This is a genomic window from Flavobacterium album, assembly GCF_003096035.1.
In the GTDB taxonomy this organism is placed as follows: Bacteria; Bacteroidota; Bacteroidia; order Flavobacteriales; family Flavobacteriaceae; genus Flavobacterium; species Flavobacterium album.
Map to the genome: position 1 here is coordinate 1,622,796 of NZ_CP029186.1, position 18,388 is coordinate 1,641,183.

The 18,388-nt window shown below is 42.3% G+C and carries 22 protein-coding genes; 17 read left to right on the forward strand and 5 right to left on the reverse strand.

The genetic code is table 11. From position 1 onward, the window contains the following. The first annotated feature begins 21 nt into the window (after positions 1-21). From HYN59_RS07085 to HYN59_RS07105, 5 genes are all read left to right on the forward strand, one after another. Positions 22-999, forward strand: a complete 978-nt coding sequence (locus HYN59_RS07085) for a polyprenyl synthetase family protein (RefSeq protein WP_108777608.1) — start codon at positions 22-24, stop codon at positions 997-999. Between the two features lie 518 nt (positions 1,000-1,517). After that, positions 1,518-2,717 (forward strand): aspartyl protease family protein, encoded by a 1,200-nt coding sequence (locus HYN59_RS07090; protein ID WP_108777609.1) that lies wholly within the window; start codon positions 1,518-1,520, stop codon positions 2,715-2,717. Between the two features lie 172 nt (positions 2,718-2,889). Then, entirely contained in the window at positions 2,890-3,450 is a 561-nt protein-coding gene (locus tag HYN59_RS07095) for an RNA polymerase sigma factor (RefSeq protein WP_108777610.1), read from the forward strand. Then, positions 3,437-4,177, forward strand: a complete 741-nt coding sequence (locus HYN59_RS07100) for a hypothetical protein (protein ID WP_108777611.1) — start codon at positions 3,437-3,439, stop codon at positions 4,175-4,177. Before HYN59_RS07095 ends, HYN59_RS07100 begins: the two co-directional genes overlap by 14 nt. A gap of 32 nt (positions 4,178-4,209) precedes the next feature. Then, complete coding sequence (locus HYN59_RS07105; protein WP_108777612.1) at positions 4,210-5,226, forward strand: coiled-coil domain-containing protein; 1,017 nt, start codon at positions 4,210-4,212, stop codon at positions 5,224-5,226. A gap of 339 nt (positions 5,227-5,565) precedes the next feature. Here the strand turns inward: HYN59_RS07105 and HYN59_RS07110 are convergent, their stop codons facing one another. The 5 genes from HYN59_RS07110 to HYN59_RS07130 all read right to left on the reverse strand — a co-directional run bounded on the left by HYN59_RS07110 (position 5,566) and on the right by HYN59_RS07130 (position 10,771). Continuing rightward, a complete protein-coding gene (locus HYN59_RS07110) occupies positions 5,566-6,252 on the reverse strand; it encodes a hypothetical protein (RefSeq protein ID WP_146185882.1) in 687 nt (228 codons plus the stop codon). Positions 6,253-6,385: 133 nt separating this feature from the next. Beyond that, the gene (locus HYN59_RS07115) at positions 6,386-7,228 is read right to left on the reverse strand and encodes a mechanosensitive ion channel family protein (RefSeq protein ID WP_108777614.1); all 843 of its coding nucleotides are present in this window, start codon (positions 7,226-7,228) and stop codon (positions 6,386-6,388) included. Further along, complete coding sequence (locus HYN59_RS07120; protein ID WP_108777615.1) at positions 7,225-9,246, reverse strand: thioredoxin domain-containing protein; 2,022 nt, start codon at positions 9,244-9,246, stop codon at positions 7,225-7,227. The genes HYN59_RS07115 and HYN59_RS07120 overlap by 4 nt, the downstream gene beginning before the upstream one ends. Before the next feature lie 217 nt (positions 9,247-9,463). Then, positions 9,464-9,874, reverse strand: coding sequence for a hypothetical protein (locus tag HYN59_RS07125; RefSeq protein WP_146185883.1), 411 nt, complete (start codon positions 9,872-9,874; stop codon positions 9,464-9,466). Positions 9,875-10,027: 153 nt separating this feature from the next. Then, complete coding sequence (locus HYN59_RS07130; protein WP_108777617.1) at positions 10,028-10,771, reverse strand: helix-turn-helix domain-containing protein; 744 nt, start codon at positions 10,769-10,771, stop codon at positions 10,028-10,030. A 137-nt stretch (positions 10,772-10,908) separates the two neighbouring features. On the opposite strand from HYN59_RS07130, the gene HYN59_RS07135 reads away from it, so the two are divergent. The 12 genes from HYN59_RS07135 (at position 10,909) to HYN59_RS07180 (ending at position 18,367) form a co-directional block, all read left to right on the forward strand. After that, positions 10,909-11,166 carry a hypothetical protein gene (locus tag HYN59_RS07135; RefSeq protein ID WP_108777618.1) on the forward strand — a complete coding sequence of 86 codons (258 nt, stop codon included), beginning with the start codon at positions 10,909-10,911 and terminating at the stop codon, positions 11,164-11,166. A 2-nt stretch (positions 11,167-11,168) separates the two neighbouring features. After that, positions 11,169-11,357, forward strand: a complete 189-nt coding sequence (locus HYN59_RS07140; RefSeq protein WP_108777619.1) for a hypothetical protein — start codon at positions 11,169-11,171, stop codon at positions 11,355-11,357. Continuing rightward, positions 11,341-11,469 carry a hypothetical protein gene (locus HYN59_RS18335; protein WP_281261176.1) on the forward strand — a complete coding sequence of 43 codons (129 nt, stop codon included), beginning with the start codon at positions 11,341-11,343 and terminating at the stop codon, positions 11,467-11,469. The genes HYN59_RS07140 and HYN59_RS18335 overlap by 17 nt, the downstream gene beginning before the upstream one ends. A 1-nt stretch (position 11,470) precedes the next feature. Further along, the gene (locus HYN59_RS17950; protein ID WP_146185884.1) at positions 11,471-11,683 is read left to right on the forward strand and encodes a hypothetical protein; all 213 of its coding nucleotides are present in this window, start codon (positions 11,471-11,473) and stop codon (positions 11,681-11,683) included. 207 nt (positions 11,684-11,890) lie between these two features. Further along, positions 11,891-12,118, forward strand: coding sequence for a hypothetical protein (locus HYN59_RS07145; RefSeq protein ID WP_108777620.1), 228 nt, complete (start codon positions 11,891-11,893; stop codon positions 12,116-12,118). Beyond that, on the forward strand, positions 12,118-12,369 hold the full coding sequence (locus HYN59_RS07150; protein ID WP_108777621.1) for a hypothetical protein: 252 nt from the start codon (positions 12,118-12,120) through the stop codon (positions 12,367-12,369). The genes HYN59_RS07145 and HYN59_RS07150 overlap by 1 nt, the downstream gene beginning before the upstream one ends. Positions 12,370-12,611: 242 nt before the next feature. Further along, positions 12,612-14,300 carry a glycosyl hydrolase family 28-related protein gene (locus HYN59_RS07155; protein WP_108777622.1) on the forward strand — a complete coding sequence of 563 codons (1,689 nt, stop codon included), beginning with the start codon at positions 12,612-12,614 and terminating at the stop codon, positions 14,298-14,300. A 375-nt stretch (positions 14,301-14,675) separates the two neighbouring features. Next, the gene (locus HYN59_RS18035) at positions 14,676-14,852 is read left to right on the forward strand and encodes a hypothetical protein (RefSeq protein ID WP_181369528.1); all 177 of its coding nucleotides are present in this window, start codon (positions 14,676-14,678) and stop codon (positions 14,850-14,852) included. After that, positions 14,849-15,319 carry a sigma-70 RNA polymerase sigma factor region 4 domain-containing protein gene (locus tag HYN59_RS07160; protein WP_146185885.1) on the forward strand — a complete coding sequence of 157 codons (471 nt, stop codon included), beginning with the start codon at positions 14,849-14,851 and terminating at the stop codon, positions 15,317-15,319. Before HYN59_RS18035 ends, HYN59_RS07160 begins: the two co-directional genes overlap by 4 nt. A gap of 221 nt (positions 15,320-15,540) precedes the next feature. Beyond that, positions 15,541-15,894 (forward strand): hypothetical protein, encoded by a 354-nt coding sequence (locus tag HYN59_RS07170; protein ID WP_146185886.1) that lies wholly within the window; start codon positions 15,541-15,543, stop codon positions 15,892-15,894. Positions 15,895-16,145: 251 nt separating this feature from the next. Next, a complete protein-coding gene (locus tag HYN59_RS07175; RefSeq protein ID WP_108777626.1) occupies positions 16,146-16,688 on the forward strand; it encodes a terminase small subunit in 543 nt (180 codons plus the stop codon). Between the two features lie 347 nt (positions 16,689-17,035). Further along, complete coding sequence (locus tag HYN59_RS07180; RefSeq protein ID WP_108777627.1) at positions 17,036-18,367, forward strand: phage terminase large subunit; 1,332 nt, start codon at positions 17,036-17,038, stop codon at positions 18,365-18,367. The last annotated feature ends 21 nt before the right edge of the window (positions 18,368-18,388 follow it).

Consider the following 18,388-nt stretch of genomic DNA (forward strand, 5'->3'; position numbering starts at 1 on the left):
TTTTCTTATCTTTGGGGCTCCATGAAAATAACCGAGCAGATCAAGCAGCCTATAGCGCAGGAAATGGAACTTTTCGAGAAAAAGTTCCGCGATTCCATGTCTTCAAAAGTAGCGCTGCTCAACAGGATCACCTATTATATCGTAAACCGAAAGGGCAAGCAGATGCGCCCCATGTTCGTATTTCTTACCGCCAAAATGATTAGCGGCGGTACGGTAAACGAACGTACCTATCGCGGGGCATCTGTTATTGAGCTGATACATACGGCAACGCTCGTTCATGACGATGTAGTAGACGACAGCAACCGCCGCAGGGGCTTTTTCTCTATCAACGCCTTATGGAAAAATAAGATCGCTGTTCTGGTTGGCGACTTCCTTCTGTCAAAAGGGTTATTACTTTCTATTGACAATGGTGATTTCGACCTGCTCCGTATCATCTCAGTTGCCGTGCGCGAAATGAGCGAAGGCGAATTACTGCAGATCGAAAAAGCAAGGAGGCTCGATATTACGGAAGATATTTATTACGAGATCATCCGCCAAAAAACAGCTACCCTTATCGCTGCGTGTTGTTCGCTTGGGGCGTGCTCTGTAGAGCCTAATGGCGTACATACGGAAAAAATGCGCAAATTCGGAGAACTCATTGGTATGGCTTTCCAGATCAAGGATGACCTTTTTGATTATACCGATGATGCTATTGGCAAACCTACCGGTATCGATATTAAGGAGCAAAAAATGACATTGCCGCTTATCTATGCCCTGAACAATTGCGCAAGGGATGAAAAGAAATGGCTTATCAATTCCGTTAAGAACCATAATAAAGATAAAAAGCGTGTTAAGGAAGTCATTGCCTTTGTGAAGCAAAAGGGTGGGCTTGCATACGCGGAACAAAGGATGGCGCAGTTTCGTGAAGAGGCGCTCCTGATTCTGGCTGATTATCCTTCATCCGTTTATAAAGATGCACTCGTCCTGATGGTGAATTATGTCATCGAAAGGAAAATCTAGCAATAATTAACCCAGTATTGTAGTTTTTTACCGAGAAAAATCACCTGCACTTTTCCAATGATTAGCTAATAAGAACTATACATTACCTTAACAATATCGTTTTAGGCTCTTTTTTTGAATTACTACATTTTTCCGAAACTGTTTGATTTATCAGATAATATGCGTTTTTTTATTAAAATAGATAAGGAATCGACTTCGTATAGTATTTATAATTGCGAATTAAAATTATAGAATTAAAAATCTTATTAAGTTTATCCTAACAAATACCAGAGTAAGAATCTCAATGTTCTGTTCTTATTTGTTGATTGAGGAAAAACATAGTCGCGCTTAATGTGGCTACTTCAAAAATATATATAGATTAAAGGAATGCAGCGGGTTTTACACATTGCCGCAATTTAAAAGAATAGTTTTTTATTTGTTTAGTTAAAAAGGCTGCCCCCCTGATTGGCAGCCTTTTTTTATTTTATGGCATACTGATAATCGGCGAAACAGCGTTGTAACTATAACCTCGCCTTATTATGAATGTAACAGGATATATTATATCACTTTGCTGTGCAGTTTTCTTCACTGCTCATTCACAGACAGCTGATGATATCAGGAAAATGGTAAATGACGTTGGTGCCGACAACAGCAACTTTTACTATGAGATACCTTTTGAGTATCCGGGAGAAATTGTGATTCGCGCAGAAGTAGGCGGGGAGCTTCATAACTTCCTTTTTGATACAGGCGGCTACACCATGATCGATGCCGCTTTGCTTCAAAAAAACAATTTTACTATTCTTGGAAAACAGCTTTTAAGCAGCACTAACGGGCTGGCGAAAGAAACCGATATTGTAAAAGCAGGGCAATTCAACATCGGTGGCCTGGTATTTAACGATGTGAAGGCCTACTGTATCGAGCTTGACAATTCTCCAAAACTGCAATGCATGGTCGATGGCGGCATCATTGGCTCGGCGATTATTCAAAATTATATTTGGCAGATAGATTATCCCAATAAAAAAATCATAGTTACCGATAATATAGAACGGCTTCCCGGAATGGAAGGCGCTTTAAAGATCCCGGTTTACCTGAATGGAAATCTCCAGCCCTATTTTATGTCGCGCATCAATGGCAGGTCGCAATGGCTGATGTTCGATACCGGTTGCGCCTCGCAATTATGGATAGGAGATAAGGATGCCACTAATTTTATCGATACGGCTCCTGCCAAGACTAAAATCATTGGCGGGTCGGTAGAAACACATCACGGCAGGGTTTCAGATGGTATCAATGTCTTTAAAGCCGACTGTGTAGTTAATGGTTTGGAATTTAATGCAACACCGGCCTATTACAGAGAAGGCTCGGGGCTTACACTGTTTGGTAATCCCGTAATAAAGGATTATATCGTGACTCTAAATTTCGCGCAGGGCGAAATGTATTTTAAGCCCATAAAAGAAAAACCTGCTGCAAAACAATGGGAGGGTTTTGGATTTACCCTTGAATACATGGAAGGCGATTATAAGATAGCAACCGTTATTGCCGGCACTGCCGCTGAAAAGGCGGGCCTGGTGCCGGGTGACAGGATTACGGTCATCAATGGCAAAAAGATTACATGCCCTGATTTTTGCGGTTGCTGGCAGGAATTCTCACAATTGCTCGAAAATTCGCAGGAAGTTATCCTCACTGCCAATAAAAATGGGAAAGCCCGGCAAGTAAAAATTACTAAGGGAAAAATATTTTGAATTTTATTTAAATACATCTTATTGTAATTCAAATACTTGTGTATTTTTATAAAAAATAGTAAGGAGTCCATGCAACCATTTTGAAAAGCTATTCGTCTATGCTAATAGAAGTCAGTTAGTAATTGAGAAATGAGGACAGCCTTCCGAACCAACAACAAACCAAAACAGGATTTTGAAAGTAATTGCCTTACATCAGGACGAAAAGGAGATCATAAGCCTGGCCGCCGAAAATAACCGGCATGCCCAGCAGAAGATCTACTCAAAACACGCGCCGAAGATGCTGAGTATCTGCCGGCAGTATATAAAGGACCTGCACCAGGCTGAAGACATAATGATAACTGCTTTTATGAAGGTCTTTACCAACCTGAAGAACTTTGAGCACAAAGGCAGTTTTGAAGGATGGATAAGGCGCATCATGGTAAACGAATGCATATCTTATCTGAGGGTGCAGAAGAAAGTAGGGTTTTTGGAAGATGAATTTTTTGTAGAGGATACGTTCAATAACATTGAGAGCCATTTTTCGGTAGAAGACATACAGTCGCTGATAGACAGCCTGCCGGACGGATACAAAATGGTGTTTAACCTTTATGCGATCGAGGGGTTTAAGCACCAGGAAATAGCAAAAATGCTGGGGATAAGTGAAGGTACATCGAAATCGCAGCTGTCGCATGCAAGAAAAATGCTTCAGGAACAAATTAACAAGCAAAAGAATTACGTAAATGGAACCGAATAGATTAGAGCAGGAATTCAGGGATAAGCTGGAGCAAAGGACCATCGAGCCATCAAAAATGGCCTGGGACAGGCTGGATGCCATGCTCTCGGTAGGCGAAGAAAAAGAAGAGCAAAAAGTAATTGCCATAAAACCCGACAGGAAATGGATGTATGTAGCAGCAGTCTTTGTGGCATTTCTTTTAGCAGGCATACTACTGAACCAGGAAAAAGAGAACGGCAGCGGTACTATAAATAAAGGTTCCGGTATTGTAACCAAAGAGCAGCCGGCCAAAAAAGAAAACACAACGTCACCGGCGCAAACAGAAGAACACAATCCCACAGAAGATATCTCAGCCCCGCAAAATGCACTAAACGCAGTAGCCGCAACAGAGACAATTAAAAAGCCATCTAAAAATACTGTTCATCAAAAACAGAATAAAAGCAATGCTTCAGGCAATATAAAGGAAAAGAGTAGTGTTGTGCCATCTCATAATGGGAGTATTGCGGTTGTAAGCAATGAAGAGCCAAAAGAGGGCATAACGCCTAACGCTAATGAAGCTGATAACCTGCTGGCCGCATCAGGTGGTGATATCCATAAGAAGAAAAGGTCTGTAAAAGTAGATGCCAATTCGCTGCTCTCATCTGTAGAAGGCGAGCTTGACGACAACTTTCGCGATAAGGCCCTTCAGGGTGTAATAAAAAACTTTAATGCAGTAAAATCTTCTGTAGCCAACAGAAACTATCAATAATCATCAATAACAAAACAGTAATAATTAAAAACATGAAAACAATTACTTTTTATGTAGCGGCATTGCTATGCCTTTGCGCTACCAGACTACATGCCCAAAGCTTTCAGGAAAGAGCAGCTGCTATCGCTAATAACATTGAGCAGATAACCAAGCAGGAGAAGGATTCCCTTAAATCGGAAGTGGAAGCGGTAAACACACAGCTTGAAAAAAACGAGATTACCAAAGCGGAAGCAGATGCTAAAAAACAGCAGTTTGCCGAGCTTCGTGCCAAAAACATTGAAACCAGAGTTGCTGCAGAAGAAGAAAAACTAAGCCAGCTTGTAAAAGATAAAGTTGATGGGAAGATTAAAAATGACAGGTTTCATATTTTTATCAACGGCTCAAAAGATACTACCAAAACAAAGGAATACAGTTACAAAAGAACAACCTCGCAGTTTGTGTTCGCCTTTGGTGTAAACCGTCTTGTAACAGATGATAAAATAGATAATGATAACTTCAAATGGCGCTCCGATTTTTATGAGTGGGGTGTGAGCTGGAATACAAGGATATTAAAAAACAACAACCTGCTTCATGCCAAATACGGACTGTCGCTGCAATACAACAACCTTCGCCCTGACAATAACATGATATTTGCAACGGATGGTGGTAAAACAGGGTTGGTTGCTGCAGGAAGGGACCTTGATATGGCACGCCTACGTTATGTAAACCTCGTAATACCGGCCTATCTTGAGTTCGACCTTACAAAGAAACAGGTTAACGGCGAGAAGACCTATTTCCCTACACACAAAAGCGTTCGCTTAGGAATCGGTGGATATACCGGATTTAATGTAAAAGAAAAGCAGATCATAAAATACCGCGAAGACGGCCACGATGTAAAGCTGAAGCAAAAAGGCGATTTCAATGTAAGTGATTTTGTATATGGCGTAGGAGCCTACATAGGGTACGGCGAGATAAGCCTTTATGCGAAGTATGACCTTCAGCCGGTTTTTGCAAATAATGAAATAGATTCAAATAATTTGTCGCTTGGCATAAGATTTGATCTTAATTAAAAAGTTAAGTTAAGGGTTAGTTTTGTACTTGAAAAGGGGGCGTTCCTAAAGGGATGCCCTTTTTTATTTATGTATGGCAAAGTGAAGTTTTATCATATAAGTTAATGACAAAGCTCATACCATAGATACAGAAGAAGAGAGGCGGTGAACTAAAAGCTATCAACTATCAGACCACACAGGCTATATAGCGTGCAGGACACAAAAACAGAGAGTATACCCGGATAGCTGACTTTAAAGAGATACTTTAATCATCTATAAACAGGAGATTAAAGAACATAAAAAAAAGCGACACTATTCGTGCCGCTTTTCAACCCTCTTCTAAAGAGATATATTGTGTGATTATAAGATAGTTTGAAGATATCCCGAAAGCTGCTGAAGGTCGGTTGCTTTTTCCAGGTCAAGCTTATTTTTCTTAATAAAGTCTAAAACCTCCTTACTTTTGCCCGGAACCAGGTTGGCAACATCTTTTTTACCGGATACAAATACAGTTTCGCCGTCATTTATTTTTACGTAAAATTCATCGTCTGCCCTTTTATAGGTAGCAGGTTTTGAAGTAGAATAGCTGTTGTCTGCTATTTTTCCCGGTTGCAGGTAAATCCTTTCCCTTTTGAAAATTTTTACTTTAGGGCTATCACTAATTACATTAAGGTAACCCATAGTCTCTTCACCCTCTTCGTTTTTATATTGCTGTAACGAATAAACCTCGCCTGTAGCCGACATTGTAATAGTTACATTAGGCTGTTTTGGCAATGTCATTGTTTTTCCTTCCTGCGGATTGCTCATTTCAAAATAATCAGAATAAGCATTATAGCGTACAAGCACAATCTGTTCGTTTCCGGAAACTTTTGCCGGCATATAGCGTTCATTGATATACATAGATCCTACAGCTGCCATAGGTTTCTCTGCAGATGTTATGATCTGCCCTCTCGCACCTCCCGTATTCAGAGGTGTCTGGTTTATCTGGGCATCCATAAATAGTGGCGAGAAAGCCATAACGATACCTGCAACTACATTAAATTTTTTCATTCTGTTGATGTTATTGAAATTAAAGTGCCAAATATAATTGTTTTGTAAAGACATTGCTTACAATGTTCGTGAAAATTGCAAATAGCATGCCAGGGTTATTAAACGCTGGCTTTTGCCAATTATTGTTTTCGCATTACTTTTTTGCATCATTCTTTACATGCACATCCCTTTGCGGATAAGGTATAGTGATCCCCGCGTTTTCAAAGGATGCTTTTATGTTTTCATAAAAGTCAGATACGGCTTTCCCGTGATTAGCGCGTTCCGTCCACAAGGTTACTGAGAGGTCAATTGAATTTTCAGCAAGTGCTTTTATTTCAACTCCCGGTGCCGGTTCCTTAAGGACCTTCGTATCCCGCTCAATTACACCGAATATAGCTTCTTTTACCTTTTTGAGGTCGCTCTCGTAGCCAACGCTCAATACAATTTCGGCACGCCGCAATGGCTCCTGCGAGAAATTCTTGATAGTTCCGTTAGACAGTGCCCCGTTCGGCATATAGATCACCTGGTTGTTCGAAGTGATTATTTTGGTGCTGAATATCTGGATGCTGTTCACAGTACCGGCCTGTCCCTGTGCCTCAATGTAATCGCCTACACGGAAAGGCTTGAACAGTATGATGAGTAATCCGCCTGCAAAATTCGATAATGAGCCCTGTAGCGCCAACCCGATAGCAATACCTGCAGCGCCCAGTGCGGCCATGAGCGATGTGGTTTTTACTCCCAGCTGCTCGATCACGGTAACGAATAGCAGCACCCGGAATACCCATGTAAATACATCCAGGACAAATTTCAGCAGAGTAGGATCGAGATTCTTTCTCGTCATAAGGTTCCTGACGATTTTCCTGAAAAGTTTGATGATAAGTATCCCGATAATGAGAACAACGATAGCCGAAATAAGGCTTGGCACATAATCGACCAGGTTGGTTACGAACCGGTTTATATAGATATCGATATTCTCAAGGGCAAACAAGGGCTTCATATTAATCTTAATTCTTTTAAAACTTCCTCTAACGACGATTTCGGCAGGCCGCACGTGTTATTTTGGCAAACATAAAACATTAAATCGTCTTTGACAAAGCGGTTTTCAAGGAATGGTACTCCCGATTCTAAAGTACTTCCGGCAACAATAACATGCGGCAGGTAATGTCTGTTTATCTCTTTGACAGCTGCCGCTGCATCTTCACCACAAACCGCAAGTTCCCTGTTTTGCGCCGATAATTCCAGCCACAGGTTGAGCCAGTTCGAAAAAGCCGAAGGATAATCAAGGTTAGGGACAATCCGGTACAGCATCTGCAAGGCAACCTTTTCGTAATAAGGGTTATCGAAAAGCAGACTCAGTTTATATAGCACATTCCCCATCACCGAATTTGATGCAGGGATCACATTGTCTTCCGTTTCATAATGCGGCGCAATCAGTTGCTCTTCTTTTTTGGAAGCATAGGCAGAGAATTGCAGCTTTTCATCATAAAAGTTTTCGAGACAGTAATCCGCCAGCTGCTTGGCATACAGCAGCCATTTTTCTTCGAGCGTAGCTTCATAAAGCGTTATAAAAGCATCTGCTGTATGGGCATAATCTTCCAGAAAGCCTTTGATCTTCGCTACACCATTCTTATAGGTGCGCCATAAATGCCCATCGCTGTCCCACATTCTTTCCGTAATAAACAGTGCATTGCTCCGGGCAGCAGTAAGGTAAGCCTCGTCTCCCAGGGCTTTATAGGCAGCAGCATAGCCTTTAAGCATTAGTGCGTTCCACGAAGTGAGGATCTTATCGTCAAGCCTTGGTTTGGCACGGTGCTCTCTGGCCTCATACAGCAATTTTTCCCACCCGGCCTTTTTCTCACTTAGCACATCGGGAGTGATTCCTGCTGTAGCCGCCTGGTTTTCCGGGCTTTCATTCTGGATCAGTACAAATTTTCCATCCTCCCAATATCCAAATTCATTAATGTTGTAAATAGCTGCGAAAAGTTCAAAGTCTCCCCCAAGGAGGTCCCGTAGCTCCTGCTTTTCCCATACATAGAACGCGCCTTCTTCCAAATGGCCAAGCACGTTGGTACTGTCAGCATCCAGGGCGCTGTAAAACGCGCCGCTTGCATCGGTCAGCTCTTTTTGGATAAAGAAATGCGTCTTTTTAATTACTTCCTTATACAGTGGGTTTTTAGTCCTTTTATAGGCATTGGCATACAAGCTCATGAGCTGGCCGTTATCGTATAGCATCTTCTCAAAATGAGGTACATGCCACTTCATGTCAACCGAATACCTTGAAAATCCGCCACCCACCGTGTCAAACAATCCGCCCCACGCCATTCGGGTAAGCGTAAGGTCTACATGATCTAAAATATCCTTTGATCTGGTCTGGTAGCCATACCGTTGCAAAAATAGGTAGTTGTTAGGCATCATGAACTTTGGTGCGCGTGCATAACCGCCAAACTCGTGGTCAAAGCTCCTGGCCCATTTTTCAGCTATGGGTTTTATATTCGCAGGATCAGGTATTTCTCCCTGATCATTAGGTGTAACAAGCCCTGTATGCTGTATGCCCTCCATCAGCTTTTCAGCATAATCGGTCATTTTCTCCGGCTCGGAAGCAAAAATATCCTGTAGTTGGTTCAATGCATCTATCCAATTGTTCTTCCGGAAGTAAGTCCCGCCCCACACTGGCCTGCCATCCGGGAGCAGCACGGCGTTCATGGGCCAGCCCCCTTGCCCGGTCATTAGCTGTACGGCTTTCATGTAGGTAGCATCTACATCGGGGCGCTCTTCACGGTCTACTTTTATCGAAACAAAATGACGGTTCATCACTTCGGCCACTTCTTCATCCTCAAAGCTTTCGTGTTCCATCACATGGCACCAGTGGCACGCAGAATAACCGACACTTATAATGATAAGCTTGTTTTCCTCCTGTGCTTTTGCAAGCGATTTTTCGTTCCAGGCCTTCCAATGGATTGGGTTATTAGCGTGTTGAAGCAGATAAGGGCTCGTTTCGAGATGCAGTTCGTTCATGGCTTATTTCTTAGCTGCAAATTTACAGAAACCGATAAGGGCGAACAAGGTATTTATGAAAATTGGTTTATGGAATACATATGAGATAGGGTCTCATTTTCTTATTTCCGGATTTCATGCATAATCATCAGCCTGCTTGATGTATGCGTAATACAGGATTAGATAATAGCAGCAGCTTAAGCCTGGGTTATTTCAGGTTAAGCTGCTCTCTATTTTCTTATTTCCTGCTGCTTACAGCTACCAGCTTATTGTTGGTGTCCATATAATAATACACGTTAAAGATCGTGTCATTATCCCTCAGCTTATAAGCATGCACGGCGTAGTATTTTTTGTCTTTATCTTTTGGCAAAGCTGCCTCAAGGCTGTCCATGGATTTAAGCGCTTCTTCAGCTCTTTCCATATTGCCCGCGTCCATCGCATACTCGCCCAACTTAAGGTACTTTTCATTGAGCGCCATATGCACCTCTTTCGCATAGGCATCATGCACAGAATAAGTATACGAATCTACCTCTTCCTGTGATTTGCCGTAGCTCTTTATTAGTTCGGCTTTAAGGGGTTCGATTTGCTCTTCATTTTTTGAACAGGCTATCATACAGATAGATCCTAATAATAGAATTGTTTTTTTCATGGCGTATAAAATTTATGTTTAACGTTATTCGATGAGGCAAATATAAAACAAATTTCCAAACATCAGAATATTTTCTTAAAAATTTTTGAAAATTTTCAAACACTGTCGAAGATTGTGTTTTTGTGGTTTATAGAAGAATTTCTATACCTTTCTTTAATAATAATCTTTTGCAACGTCCCTTTGGATATTGATCACATAAAACAATGCCTGCACGTCATTTAAGGAAAGGTCAAAATCTTTATATTCCGGGCTGTCATTTAATGAATGGCAACTGATAATCCCTTTTTCAACATCATGGCCTGTAATTTCTTTCAGCAAAGGGAATTTTGACTCTGTAGTATATATTACCCAAAACCTGAAGTCCTTAAAACGAATAAGGCTTGTCCAGTGCTGTCTTTGCAGTTCGCGCGTAGCCACAATATAATTTTGCGGTATGGCATCACTGGTGCCATCGTCCATGCTGTCGCCTTTCACTCTGAAAGCCAGGTAACGTCCTTTTACCGGCCGGTCCACAATGATGCCATGCTGGGACATTCCTTTAAGAAGCTCAATATCCTGGTAATTGTCCAGAAACCCCGCCTGTATTTTGTGTTCAGCCAACGGCATCGTCATATAGTACTGGCCATTCGGGAGTTTTGTGAAATGATTTGCGTTTTTATTATTGGATACTTGCAATTCATAGGCATCTACAACGTCAATTTCTTTTTCCTCTAGCGGCTCGGCTTCATGAATTTTAGAGTAGAAATATTTCCGCAACATCTCTTGTTTTCCTTTAGGGATTGTCGATCCGTTCTCCCAGCTGCTGATGGTCCGTATCGTTAATCCAAATTCAGAAGCTAACTGTTCTTGGGTCAGTCCTGCCTTTTCCCGGCATTCCTTAATATTTAGGTTGCTCATTTTTACTACTGTTTATAAGGGTTGTAGAAAAAATTCATGTCTATGTAGAAAATTTTCTTCAAATTATTTTTTATATAGAAATATTTCTTGTAATTTTGCTACATCAATCACAATATAGAAAAATACAATACAAAGGTATGGAAATTCAAAAGCTTAAGGTTAAAGAAAAGTTAAAAATTTCTGCAAAAACAAAAATTGAGCTTTTACAAGCCATAGCCAATCTGATGCGGCAAAACATAAAAGGCAGGTATGATGAAAAAATTCTTTTATACAGGCAGGCATTGGAGCAATACAAAAATTCACCTGTAGTAAATGTAGTAAGCACATCTTCATCAGACGAAATAACAGCTATTATGCTTTTTAATAAAGACAAACGATTCACAATAACAGAATAGATATGAAACAAGGATTTACAATAGACCACAGAAATATAGGTGCCTTCAAAGGGCCCTTTGTGATATTGGTGTCGAATTACCCGGCAGACAATGAAGTCATCAACTGGGCTAGTGCCCACGAAGGTGGCAGGACACGAAGCGATGTGGGCATTTGGCGCATAAAACAGAAAAGTGATGCTAAAGCTGCATAACCACGACAAGTCCCTGCTGCCCGAAAAAAGGCTTTTTGAAAGGAAGCCCTTCGTAAAAGTGGTCTTTATAGATAACAAAATGGCACACGTAATAACCCTAAGCAACAATTAATATGGAACACATTTTCGAATTTACATACGGAATCCTCTGCCTTACCAGTGCGGCGATGATGTTTGTCGGCTTCCACTATTTCATGAAAAGAAGGATAACCGGTTCCCTGGCCATAAAGCACCATAGCGAATTGATGATGGCATTGTGCTTCTTTATAGCCGTAGCTATCGCATTACTGGTCACCATATCCTGCTCTTTCATATTGATGTACTAAACATTAGTACAGTCTCCCCGGCAAGAGTGTAACTTCCTTCACTCTCCTTTGGAGAGGGGTCAGGGGTGAGGTCTATACAGCAAGAGTGTAGTACGCTCCCCTCTCCTTTGGAGAGGAGCCTGCCTGCCGGTAGGCAGGGCTGGGGGTGAGGACTTTCGGAATAATCAAATTCCTCAAAACTAATAATTAAATCAAAACTCAAATATCATGGAAGAAAAACTAAAAACCCTGGAACAGATCGTAAAAGAAACATCCAACTGCGAGCACCGGATTTCCTTTGATGGCAACGAGTGGAAAATGTATATCGTAGCCTCACAAACCATTTTCCGGGGGGCGCTCAGCGAGGTGATCGACTGCGCCACCGAAGAATTTTTAAGCTATCGCGAAGCATCAAAGCATGGAGAGCATTCTAATAACTACAAATACGCATACTGATGAACTATAAAATTAAAGGCATAGTTACGGCAATTGGCGAGGTAAAGACCACAAAACTGGGTACGGCGGTACAGCAGATTCATTTCGAGCAGGAAGTCAGCGGTAGGATATTCTACCCTTCTGCCCTCGGTACCAAAATAGCGCTCCTCAATGACATATTGCCAGGTGATGTCGCGGAACTCGAATTCCACATCTCCGGCTCAAAAGGCACCTATAACAATGTAGTCATCGATAGCATAGAAAGAGTGTAACGTTAAATAAGAGTGATACAAAATACCCTTTTTCTATTATTATAATAGAACATCATTAGCAGTCTTACTACCTCATTAAGCGAATCCCGCTATCACAATAAAAACGCGTCATATATTTTGGCTTAATGCCATCGTTTAATTGTTCGGTTGATCTTCCTTGTGCACGGGAATTTCTATCGCGCGAAGCACTACTTTATTTTATTGCATTACTAATTCTGGTATAAAAACTTAAATTCAAACAAATGATCGAGTACAACACGATTGCAAACATGAAAAGCGCAACTGGTATTGCGAATGGACAATTGGCCTATGTAAAAGGGTATTTTGCTGCCGGTGATGGCGGAGGAGGAATGTTTATTTACAATTCAACAGATACACAAGCTGATAATAAAGGGGTTATTTTTGCACCTAACAGCGGTTCGGGCAGATGGATACGTCAATATGAAGGCTATATGAATGTTGAATATTTTGGCGTTCAAAAAGCTTGGGACTTCTACGGTACTACAGATCCGCTTTTCTCAAATTCCGAAAGGATACAGCTCATGATCGATTATGCCTACTCCAAGCGTACGGGGTTTGGAGACAGCAAGAGTAGCGATATGACCATTTATTTCCCTACTGGCGACTACTTTATCGATAAAACTATAACCTTGAAAGATGAGGTAAGGTTATTGGGATCATCAAGCACTATATTGACCAATGAAAAATATAACTATGATTATATGTTTAAATTGGATGTAGGTCCTGTTACCAAATTGAGAATGGAAGATTTTATTATTAATACTAATCAGTTATATACGTGTGGCGGATTGCATATAAAAGCTGCTTTCCCAACAACATCTGACCCATCAGGATTATGGCATGGCGTTTTCAGAAATATAACAATTCAGAATTGTAAGGGAACGGCTATATACCTTGAAGGTGGCGAAGGGAATACAGCAACCACATCAACTTCAAACTGGAACCTTCCAAACCAAATGGTAGTATTTGATAATGTAAGGGCTGAAAGGATGACCGCCACGTACCCCGCATTAAAGCTTACCGGCCAAAATGCCAATTATACTTTTTTAAACTGTGAGTTCAGGAACAAGCAGGGGCTTACGCTGGCCGGAACTTGTGTTGAAATCAAATCGGTAAACTCCGGAACATCATATATGGAAAGAATGGCAACTAATGCGGTTTCATTCGTAAATTCCGGTGGTGGTGCTTATTCAGAATACTTTGCAACTATCGAAGATTCTACGAATATAACCTTTGATACCAATTTCTTCGAAGGTCTTGATACTTGCTTTTCCATTAAAAATTCACAGCAAATACAAATCTTTAATAACAGGTTTGCTAATGCAATCGGTTCAGGGTTTCTTGATTCCGGGCACACTTCTACTGGAAATGTCGGTTCGCTTATAGCTGCCGAAGGCTCAATTATTAACATCTGGAATAACCATATAACATCCAGTGGGTCAAACACATCAGCAATTGTAAACCAGTATTTTATTACAGGTACAGGTAATAATAATGTGTTCAATGTTTTAAATAATTCATTCTCACATCCGGAATTAAGTAAGACAACAGGAGTTTTACAAACTGTGAGTGTAGATGTGGCTTATGCTGCTAATAATACTACACATGGCACACTACACACTTCAAGTAAAAAATTGGTCTTTGCAACTGTTCCTGCATCTCCTCTTAGCATTGTTTCAAAGATAGATTCTGATATATGCCCGGGAGAAACAGTTTTTATAAAAGCTAGTGGTGGTTCTATACAATTTTTGCCTATGAACCCTACCAGTGAGATCACAGGCAGGAATATCTATCTTAATGGAAGGGCATCTCTTACCATCAATAACGGCCAGGGTGTTACATTCATGAAAGCAGACAATGTTAGCGGGAATGAAAAATGTGCTTACCATTTGGTATCTATTGCCAATTAAGCACGGGATATTTAATCATTGTTCTTTTGTGGCCTGGAATTTTCCGGGCCACTAAATTGACATTATCCAATCGCTTAACACAATAATATCATTCATAAAGCGGAATCCCGCCCCACATTTACTTACTATTCTATTCATCTGTCAACTGTATTCTCATTAGGGAAGTACAATCGCATTATTATGCACCTCAATGGCATCGGTGGCATGTAGTTAACTTCTGCAAAAGGCTGGCATCTCATGTCAGATTGCTGTCCTGTAAGATATACTCTCAATGATAAGCTCAGTAATTTTTTAATGTAACAAACTACAGTCCGTGCCCGTGATCGATTTCTTTACGGAAAAAGCACCGAAAAAGACTGGCTTAATTTTAAAACAATGACAAAAAAGAAAGCAGGCGCGGCAGCGGCCAAAAGGAGGACGGTTACCATGAAAGTGACCCGCAGGTACCACGACACGCTTCTGGATAAAATGCTGGAAGCAGGGCATGAGTTTAAAGTAACGCCACAAAGGGCCATAGTGCTCCAACAGGCAAAAGTAGCAACAACAATATGATACAGCAGTTAGCATTAAAGCACGATATTTGGGTAAGGATGGCAAGGGGCATCTGCAGGGATGCCTATATTGCCGATGATTTGGTTAGCGAAATGTACCTGAAGCTCCACGATCTCGCCGAACGCCGAAACAATACTATATTCAACGATCCTTACGTGTACCACACGATGAAGCACATTTACATTAATAATTTCATCAGGACGAAAGAGAACTTCGCCGACCTGAATGAAAATGCGGCTTTCATAGATAACGACGAAGAACCACGCAAATATACCAATCTCGAACTTCCCGACTGCATCACCTGGGTAGAAAAACAGATACTGTTATTACGCCAGGAAATAAGCGGCCGCGAAATTGAAAGGCAGTACCATATCAATTTTCAAAAAGTACACCGCATAGAAAAGAAAGCAAAAGAAAAACTCGAACAATGGGCAAGGACTTTTGTGCCAACCCCGGTAGCATTATAACATAATAGTATAGAGACGCAATGTTTTGCATCTACGCGAACGTTTATGCTGTTCAACCGGTATGAGTGTAGCTGCCCCCTCTCCTTTGGAGAGGGGGTTGGGGGTGAGGCCAAACTAGCAACAATAGTCATGTCCTCTCGACACGTCCAAACTCCTCTCCTTGGGAGAGGGGTCGGGGGTGACAACTATAAAAATAAATCCACAATAAAAACCAAAATAAAATGGGCAAAAATATTCGCGGTGCCGGCGACGTAGTGGCGGCAATCACCAAATTTGCAGGCATAGAGCCCTGCGAAGCATGTAAAAAAAGGCAGGAAAAATGGAACCGTATCTTCCCTAGCCGCATCAGGAAAAATATCCGGCAAATGACAGAAGAAGAAGTAGCCGACTGGAAATCATTCCAGGAAGTCCGCACCCTCCGGCTCACCAACGAGCAGCGCAAATACGTATGCACTATCTATGCCGAAGTATTCAATGTACCCTACTACGAACCCTGTGCCACTTGCGACCCATTACCCTATCTCCGCATGATCGAAAAAATGGACAGCATCATAAAAACGTACGACCCTGAATAATCTTCGATTAATCCTCACCGTCAATTCGTTTCATTGGCGTTGCCGGTATGAGTAAGCGCGTCACACTCCCCTCTCCCTTGAAGAGGGCCTGCCTGCCGGTAGGCAGGGCCGGGGGTGAGGTTTACTCAGGATGCAGACTAACAATCACGCCCTCTCGGCACGGCTCGCTCCCCTCTCCTTGGGAGAGGGGCTGGGGGTGAGGACTACAAGAGTAGGCAAATCCTCGCCCAACTTTAATAAAACCAGTTTCCATGAAAAAAAAACTCACCATAAAACAGGAAAATTTCTGCCAGGCCTACATCCGTCTCGGTAATAAGTCGGCAGCCTATCGCGAAGTTTATACTGTTTCAGGGATATCACAAAAAAATGTTTGCACTAAAGCATCATTGCTCACTAACAATGTTTTAGTGATGTCACGAATAAAAGAACTGCAACAGGAAGTATCAGTGCGCAACAATATTGATCTTGATGAGCTGCTGCAAACCCTCGCCGCAATGGTGCGTTTCGACATAGCCGACCTATATGACGAAAACGGAACCCTCATCCCCCTAAAAGACATGCCTAAAGAAACCCGCCAAATGATACAGCAATTGGATGTAAGCGAAGTATATGGCCGCAACAGCGATGGCGTACGGGATGTAATAGGCGCAGTAAAAAAGGTAAAAACCTACAGCAGGACAGATGCTATAGAAAAGCTCATGAAACACCTGGGCGGCTACGAAAAAGACAACCGCCAATCCCAACCCATCCAAAACATCGTCTTCCTCAACCTCGGCGACGGCGAACCCGAGTAGTCTTTAATCATCCTCGAATCTGAAAGCATAGAGAAACAATGTTTTGCGTCTCCCCATAACCCTTCAGCCCTAGTAATAATGCTTCCAAACTCGGCAGGAGTGTAGCTTACTCCCCTCTCCTTTGGAGAGGGGCGGGGGTGAGGCCTATAACACGGCCTCTCGGCACGTTCCTGCTCCCTCTCCTTTGGAGAGGGCTGGGGAGAGGACTAACCGGCACGAGGAGAGGGGCCTGAGGGGTGAGGACGAAGAAAAAATTAGTGTAATTCGTGAAATTCGTGGCAAAAAAATCCGCTGCATTAACGCTCCCTAACCGTGACTGAAAACTGCGACTGCGACTAAAAAATTATATGAAACTCCTCCAAAAACAAAAAAACGCTGTTTATTATCTCAAAGACAACACCACCGAAGAAGTCCTGTACGGCGGTGCGGCAGGCGGCGGGAAAAGCAAGCTCGGCTGTTTGTGGCTGATAGAAATGTGCCAAAAATATCCGGGTACGCGCTGGCTGATGGGGCGTTCCAAGCTTAAGAACCTTCGGGAAACCACGCTCAATACCTTTCTGGAAACAGTAACAGAGCTGGGGTTGGCCAATCAGTTCCGCTACAATGCGCAGGAACATATATTCTATTGGAACAACGGCAGCCAGATATTACTAAAGGACCTGTACCTGTATCCCAGTGATGCCAACTTCGACAGCCTGGGATCACTTGAGATCACCGGCGCTTTTGTCGATGAGTGCAATCAGGTCAGCTATACAGCCTGGCAGGTCGTAAAGTCGCGTATCAGGTACAAGCTTACGCAATACAGCCTTATCCCGAAAATGCTCGGCACCTGCAACCCCGCCAAGAACTGGACCTACAAAGAATTCTACAAACCCTTCCGAGACAAAACGCTTCCTGCCTACAGGCGCTTTATCCGGTCGCTTCCTGCCGATAATCCGTTTCTTCCAAAGAGCACGCTCACATCCATGTTGCGTTTCGATAAGGTAAAAAAAGAACGACTCTACTTCGGTAACTGGGAATACGACGACGATCCCGCAACCCTCATTGATGCCGACAGCATAGCCGATTATTTTAACCCATCCCACCTGAAGCCCGAAGGGTCAAAGTTCATGACCATCGATGTTGCCCGCAAAGGAAAAGACAAAACAGTATTCCGCGTATGGCATGGCTGGCTCTGTATCCACAGGGCAGCAATGGAAATATCCACGATCAATGAAATAGTCGACAGGGCAAAAGTTTTACAAAAGAAACACGCCATCCCGTTAACCCACATCATTGCCGATGAAGATGGCGTAGGTGGCGGCGTAATCGACTATTTACGCTGCAAAGGTTTCGTCAACAACTCCAGGCCTATAGAAATTAAGGACGGCACCACCTACATGACACCCAATTTCGACAACCTCAAAAGCCAGTGTTCCATAAAAATGGCCGAAAAGATAGCCAACCGCCAGGCAGGCGAAATTTGTACCGATGCTACCGTTATCGAAATAACCTCCGAAGAGATGGAGCAGGTCAAGCTAAAAGACATTGACAAAGATGGCAAACAGGCCATCATCCCCAAAGACCATATCAAAGAGCTCATCGGCCGCTCCCCCGACGAGTGGGACAGCATCATGATGCGTTACTGGTTCGAACTTAAAAAACCCGGCAAACTCGATGTAAGGTTTGTTGGAAGATAATAACACTTTCAAAGACAAATA

Bases quoted from the DNA above. Each gene is read 5' to 3' on its own strand.
- HYN59_RS07110 (WP_146185882.1), bottom strand. From the start codon at position 6,252: ATGAAAAAATTTAATGTAGTTGCAGGTATCGTTATGGCTTTCTCGCCA.
- HYN59_RS07135 (WP_108777618.1), top strand. From the start codon at position 10,909: ATGGAAATTCAAAAGCTTAAGGTTAAAGAAAAGTTAAAAATTTCTGCA.
- HYN59_RS17950 (WP_146185884.1), top strand. From the start codon at position 11,471: ATGGAACACATTTTCGAATTTACATACGGAATCCTCTGCCTTACCAGT.
- HYN59_RS07115 (WP_108777614.1), bottom strand. From the start codon at position 7,228: ATGAAGCCCTTGTTTGCCCTTGAGAATATCGATATCTATATAAACCGG.
- HYN59_RS07150 (WP_108777621.1), top strand. From the start codon at position 12,118: ATGAACTATAAAATTAAAGGCATAGTTACGGCAATTGGCGAGGTAAAG.
- HYN59_RS07090 (WP_108777609.1), top strand. From the start codon at position 1,518: ATGAATGTAACAGGATATATTATATCACTTTGCTGTGCAGTTTTCTTC.
- HYN59_RS07130 (WP_108777617.1), bottom strand. From the start codon at position 10,771: ATGAGCAACCTAAATATTAAGGAATGCCGGGAAAAGGCAGGACTGACC.
- HYN59_RS07100 (WP_108777611.1), top strand. From the start codon at position 3,437: ATGGAACCGAATAGATTAGAGCAGGAATTCAGGGATAAGCTGGAGCAA.
- HYN59_RS07160 (WP_146185885.1), top strand. From the start codon at position 14,849: ATGATACAGCAGTTAGCATTAAAGCACGATATTTGGGTAAGGATGGCA.
- HYN59_RS07180 (WP_108777627.1), top strand. From the start codon at position 17,036: ATGAAACTCCTCCAAAAACAAAAAAACGCTGTTTATTATCTCAAAGAC.
- HYN59_RS07145 (WP_108777620.1), top strand. From the start codon at position 11,891: ATGGAAGAAAAACTAAAAACCCTGGAACAGATCGTAAAAGAAACATCC.
- HYN59_RS07125 (WP_146185883.1), bottom strand. From the start codon at position 9,874: ATGAAAAAAACAATTCTATTATTAGGATCTATCTGTATGATAGCCTGT.
- HYN59_RS07140 (WP_108777619.1), top strand. From the start codon at position 11,169: ATGAAACAAGGATTTACAATAGACCACAGAAATATAGGTGCCTTCAAA.
- HYN59_RS07085 (WP_108777608.1), top strand. From the start codon at position 22: ATGAAAATAACCGAGCAGATCAAGCAGCCTATAGCGCAGGAAATGGAA.
- HYN59_RS07155 (WP_108777622.1), top strand. From the start codon at position 12,612: ATGATCGAGTACAACACGATTGCAAACATGAAAAGCGCAACTGGTATT.
- HYN59_RS07170 (WP_146185886.1), top strand. From the start codon at position 15,541: ATGGGCAAAAATATTCGCGGTGCCGGCGACGTAGTGGCGGCAATCACC.
- HYN59_RS07120 (WP_108777615.1), bottom strand. From the start codon at position 9,246: ATGAACGAACTGCATCTCGAAACGAGCCCTTATCTGCTTCAACACGCT.
- HYN59_RS07175 (WP_108777626.1), top strand. From the start codon at position 16,146: ATGAAAAAAAAACTCACCATAAAACAGGAAAATTTCTGCCAGGCCTAC.
- HYN59_RS07105 (WP_108777612.1), top strand. From the start codon at position 4,210: ATGAAAACAATTACTTTTTATGTAGCGGCATTGCTATGCCTTTGCGCT.
- HYN59_RS18035 (WP_181369528.1), top strand. From the start codon at position 14,676: ATGACAAAAAAGAAAGCAGGCGCGGCAGCGGCCAAAAGGAGGACGGTT.
- HYN59_RS18335 (WP_281261176.1), top strand. From the start codon at position 11,341: ATGCTAAAGCTGCATAACCACGACAAGTCCCTGCTGCCCGAAAAAAGG.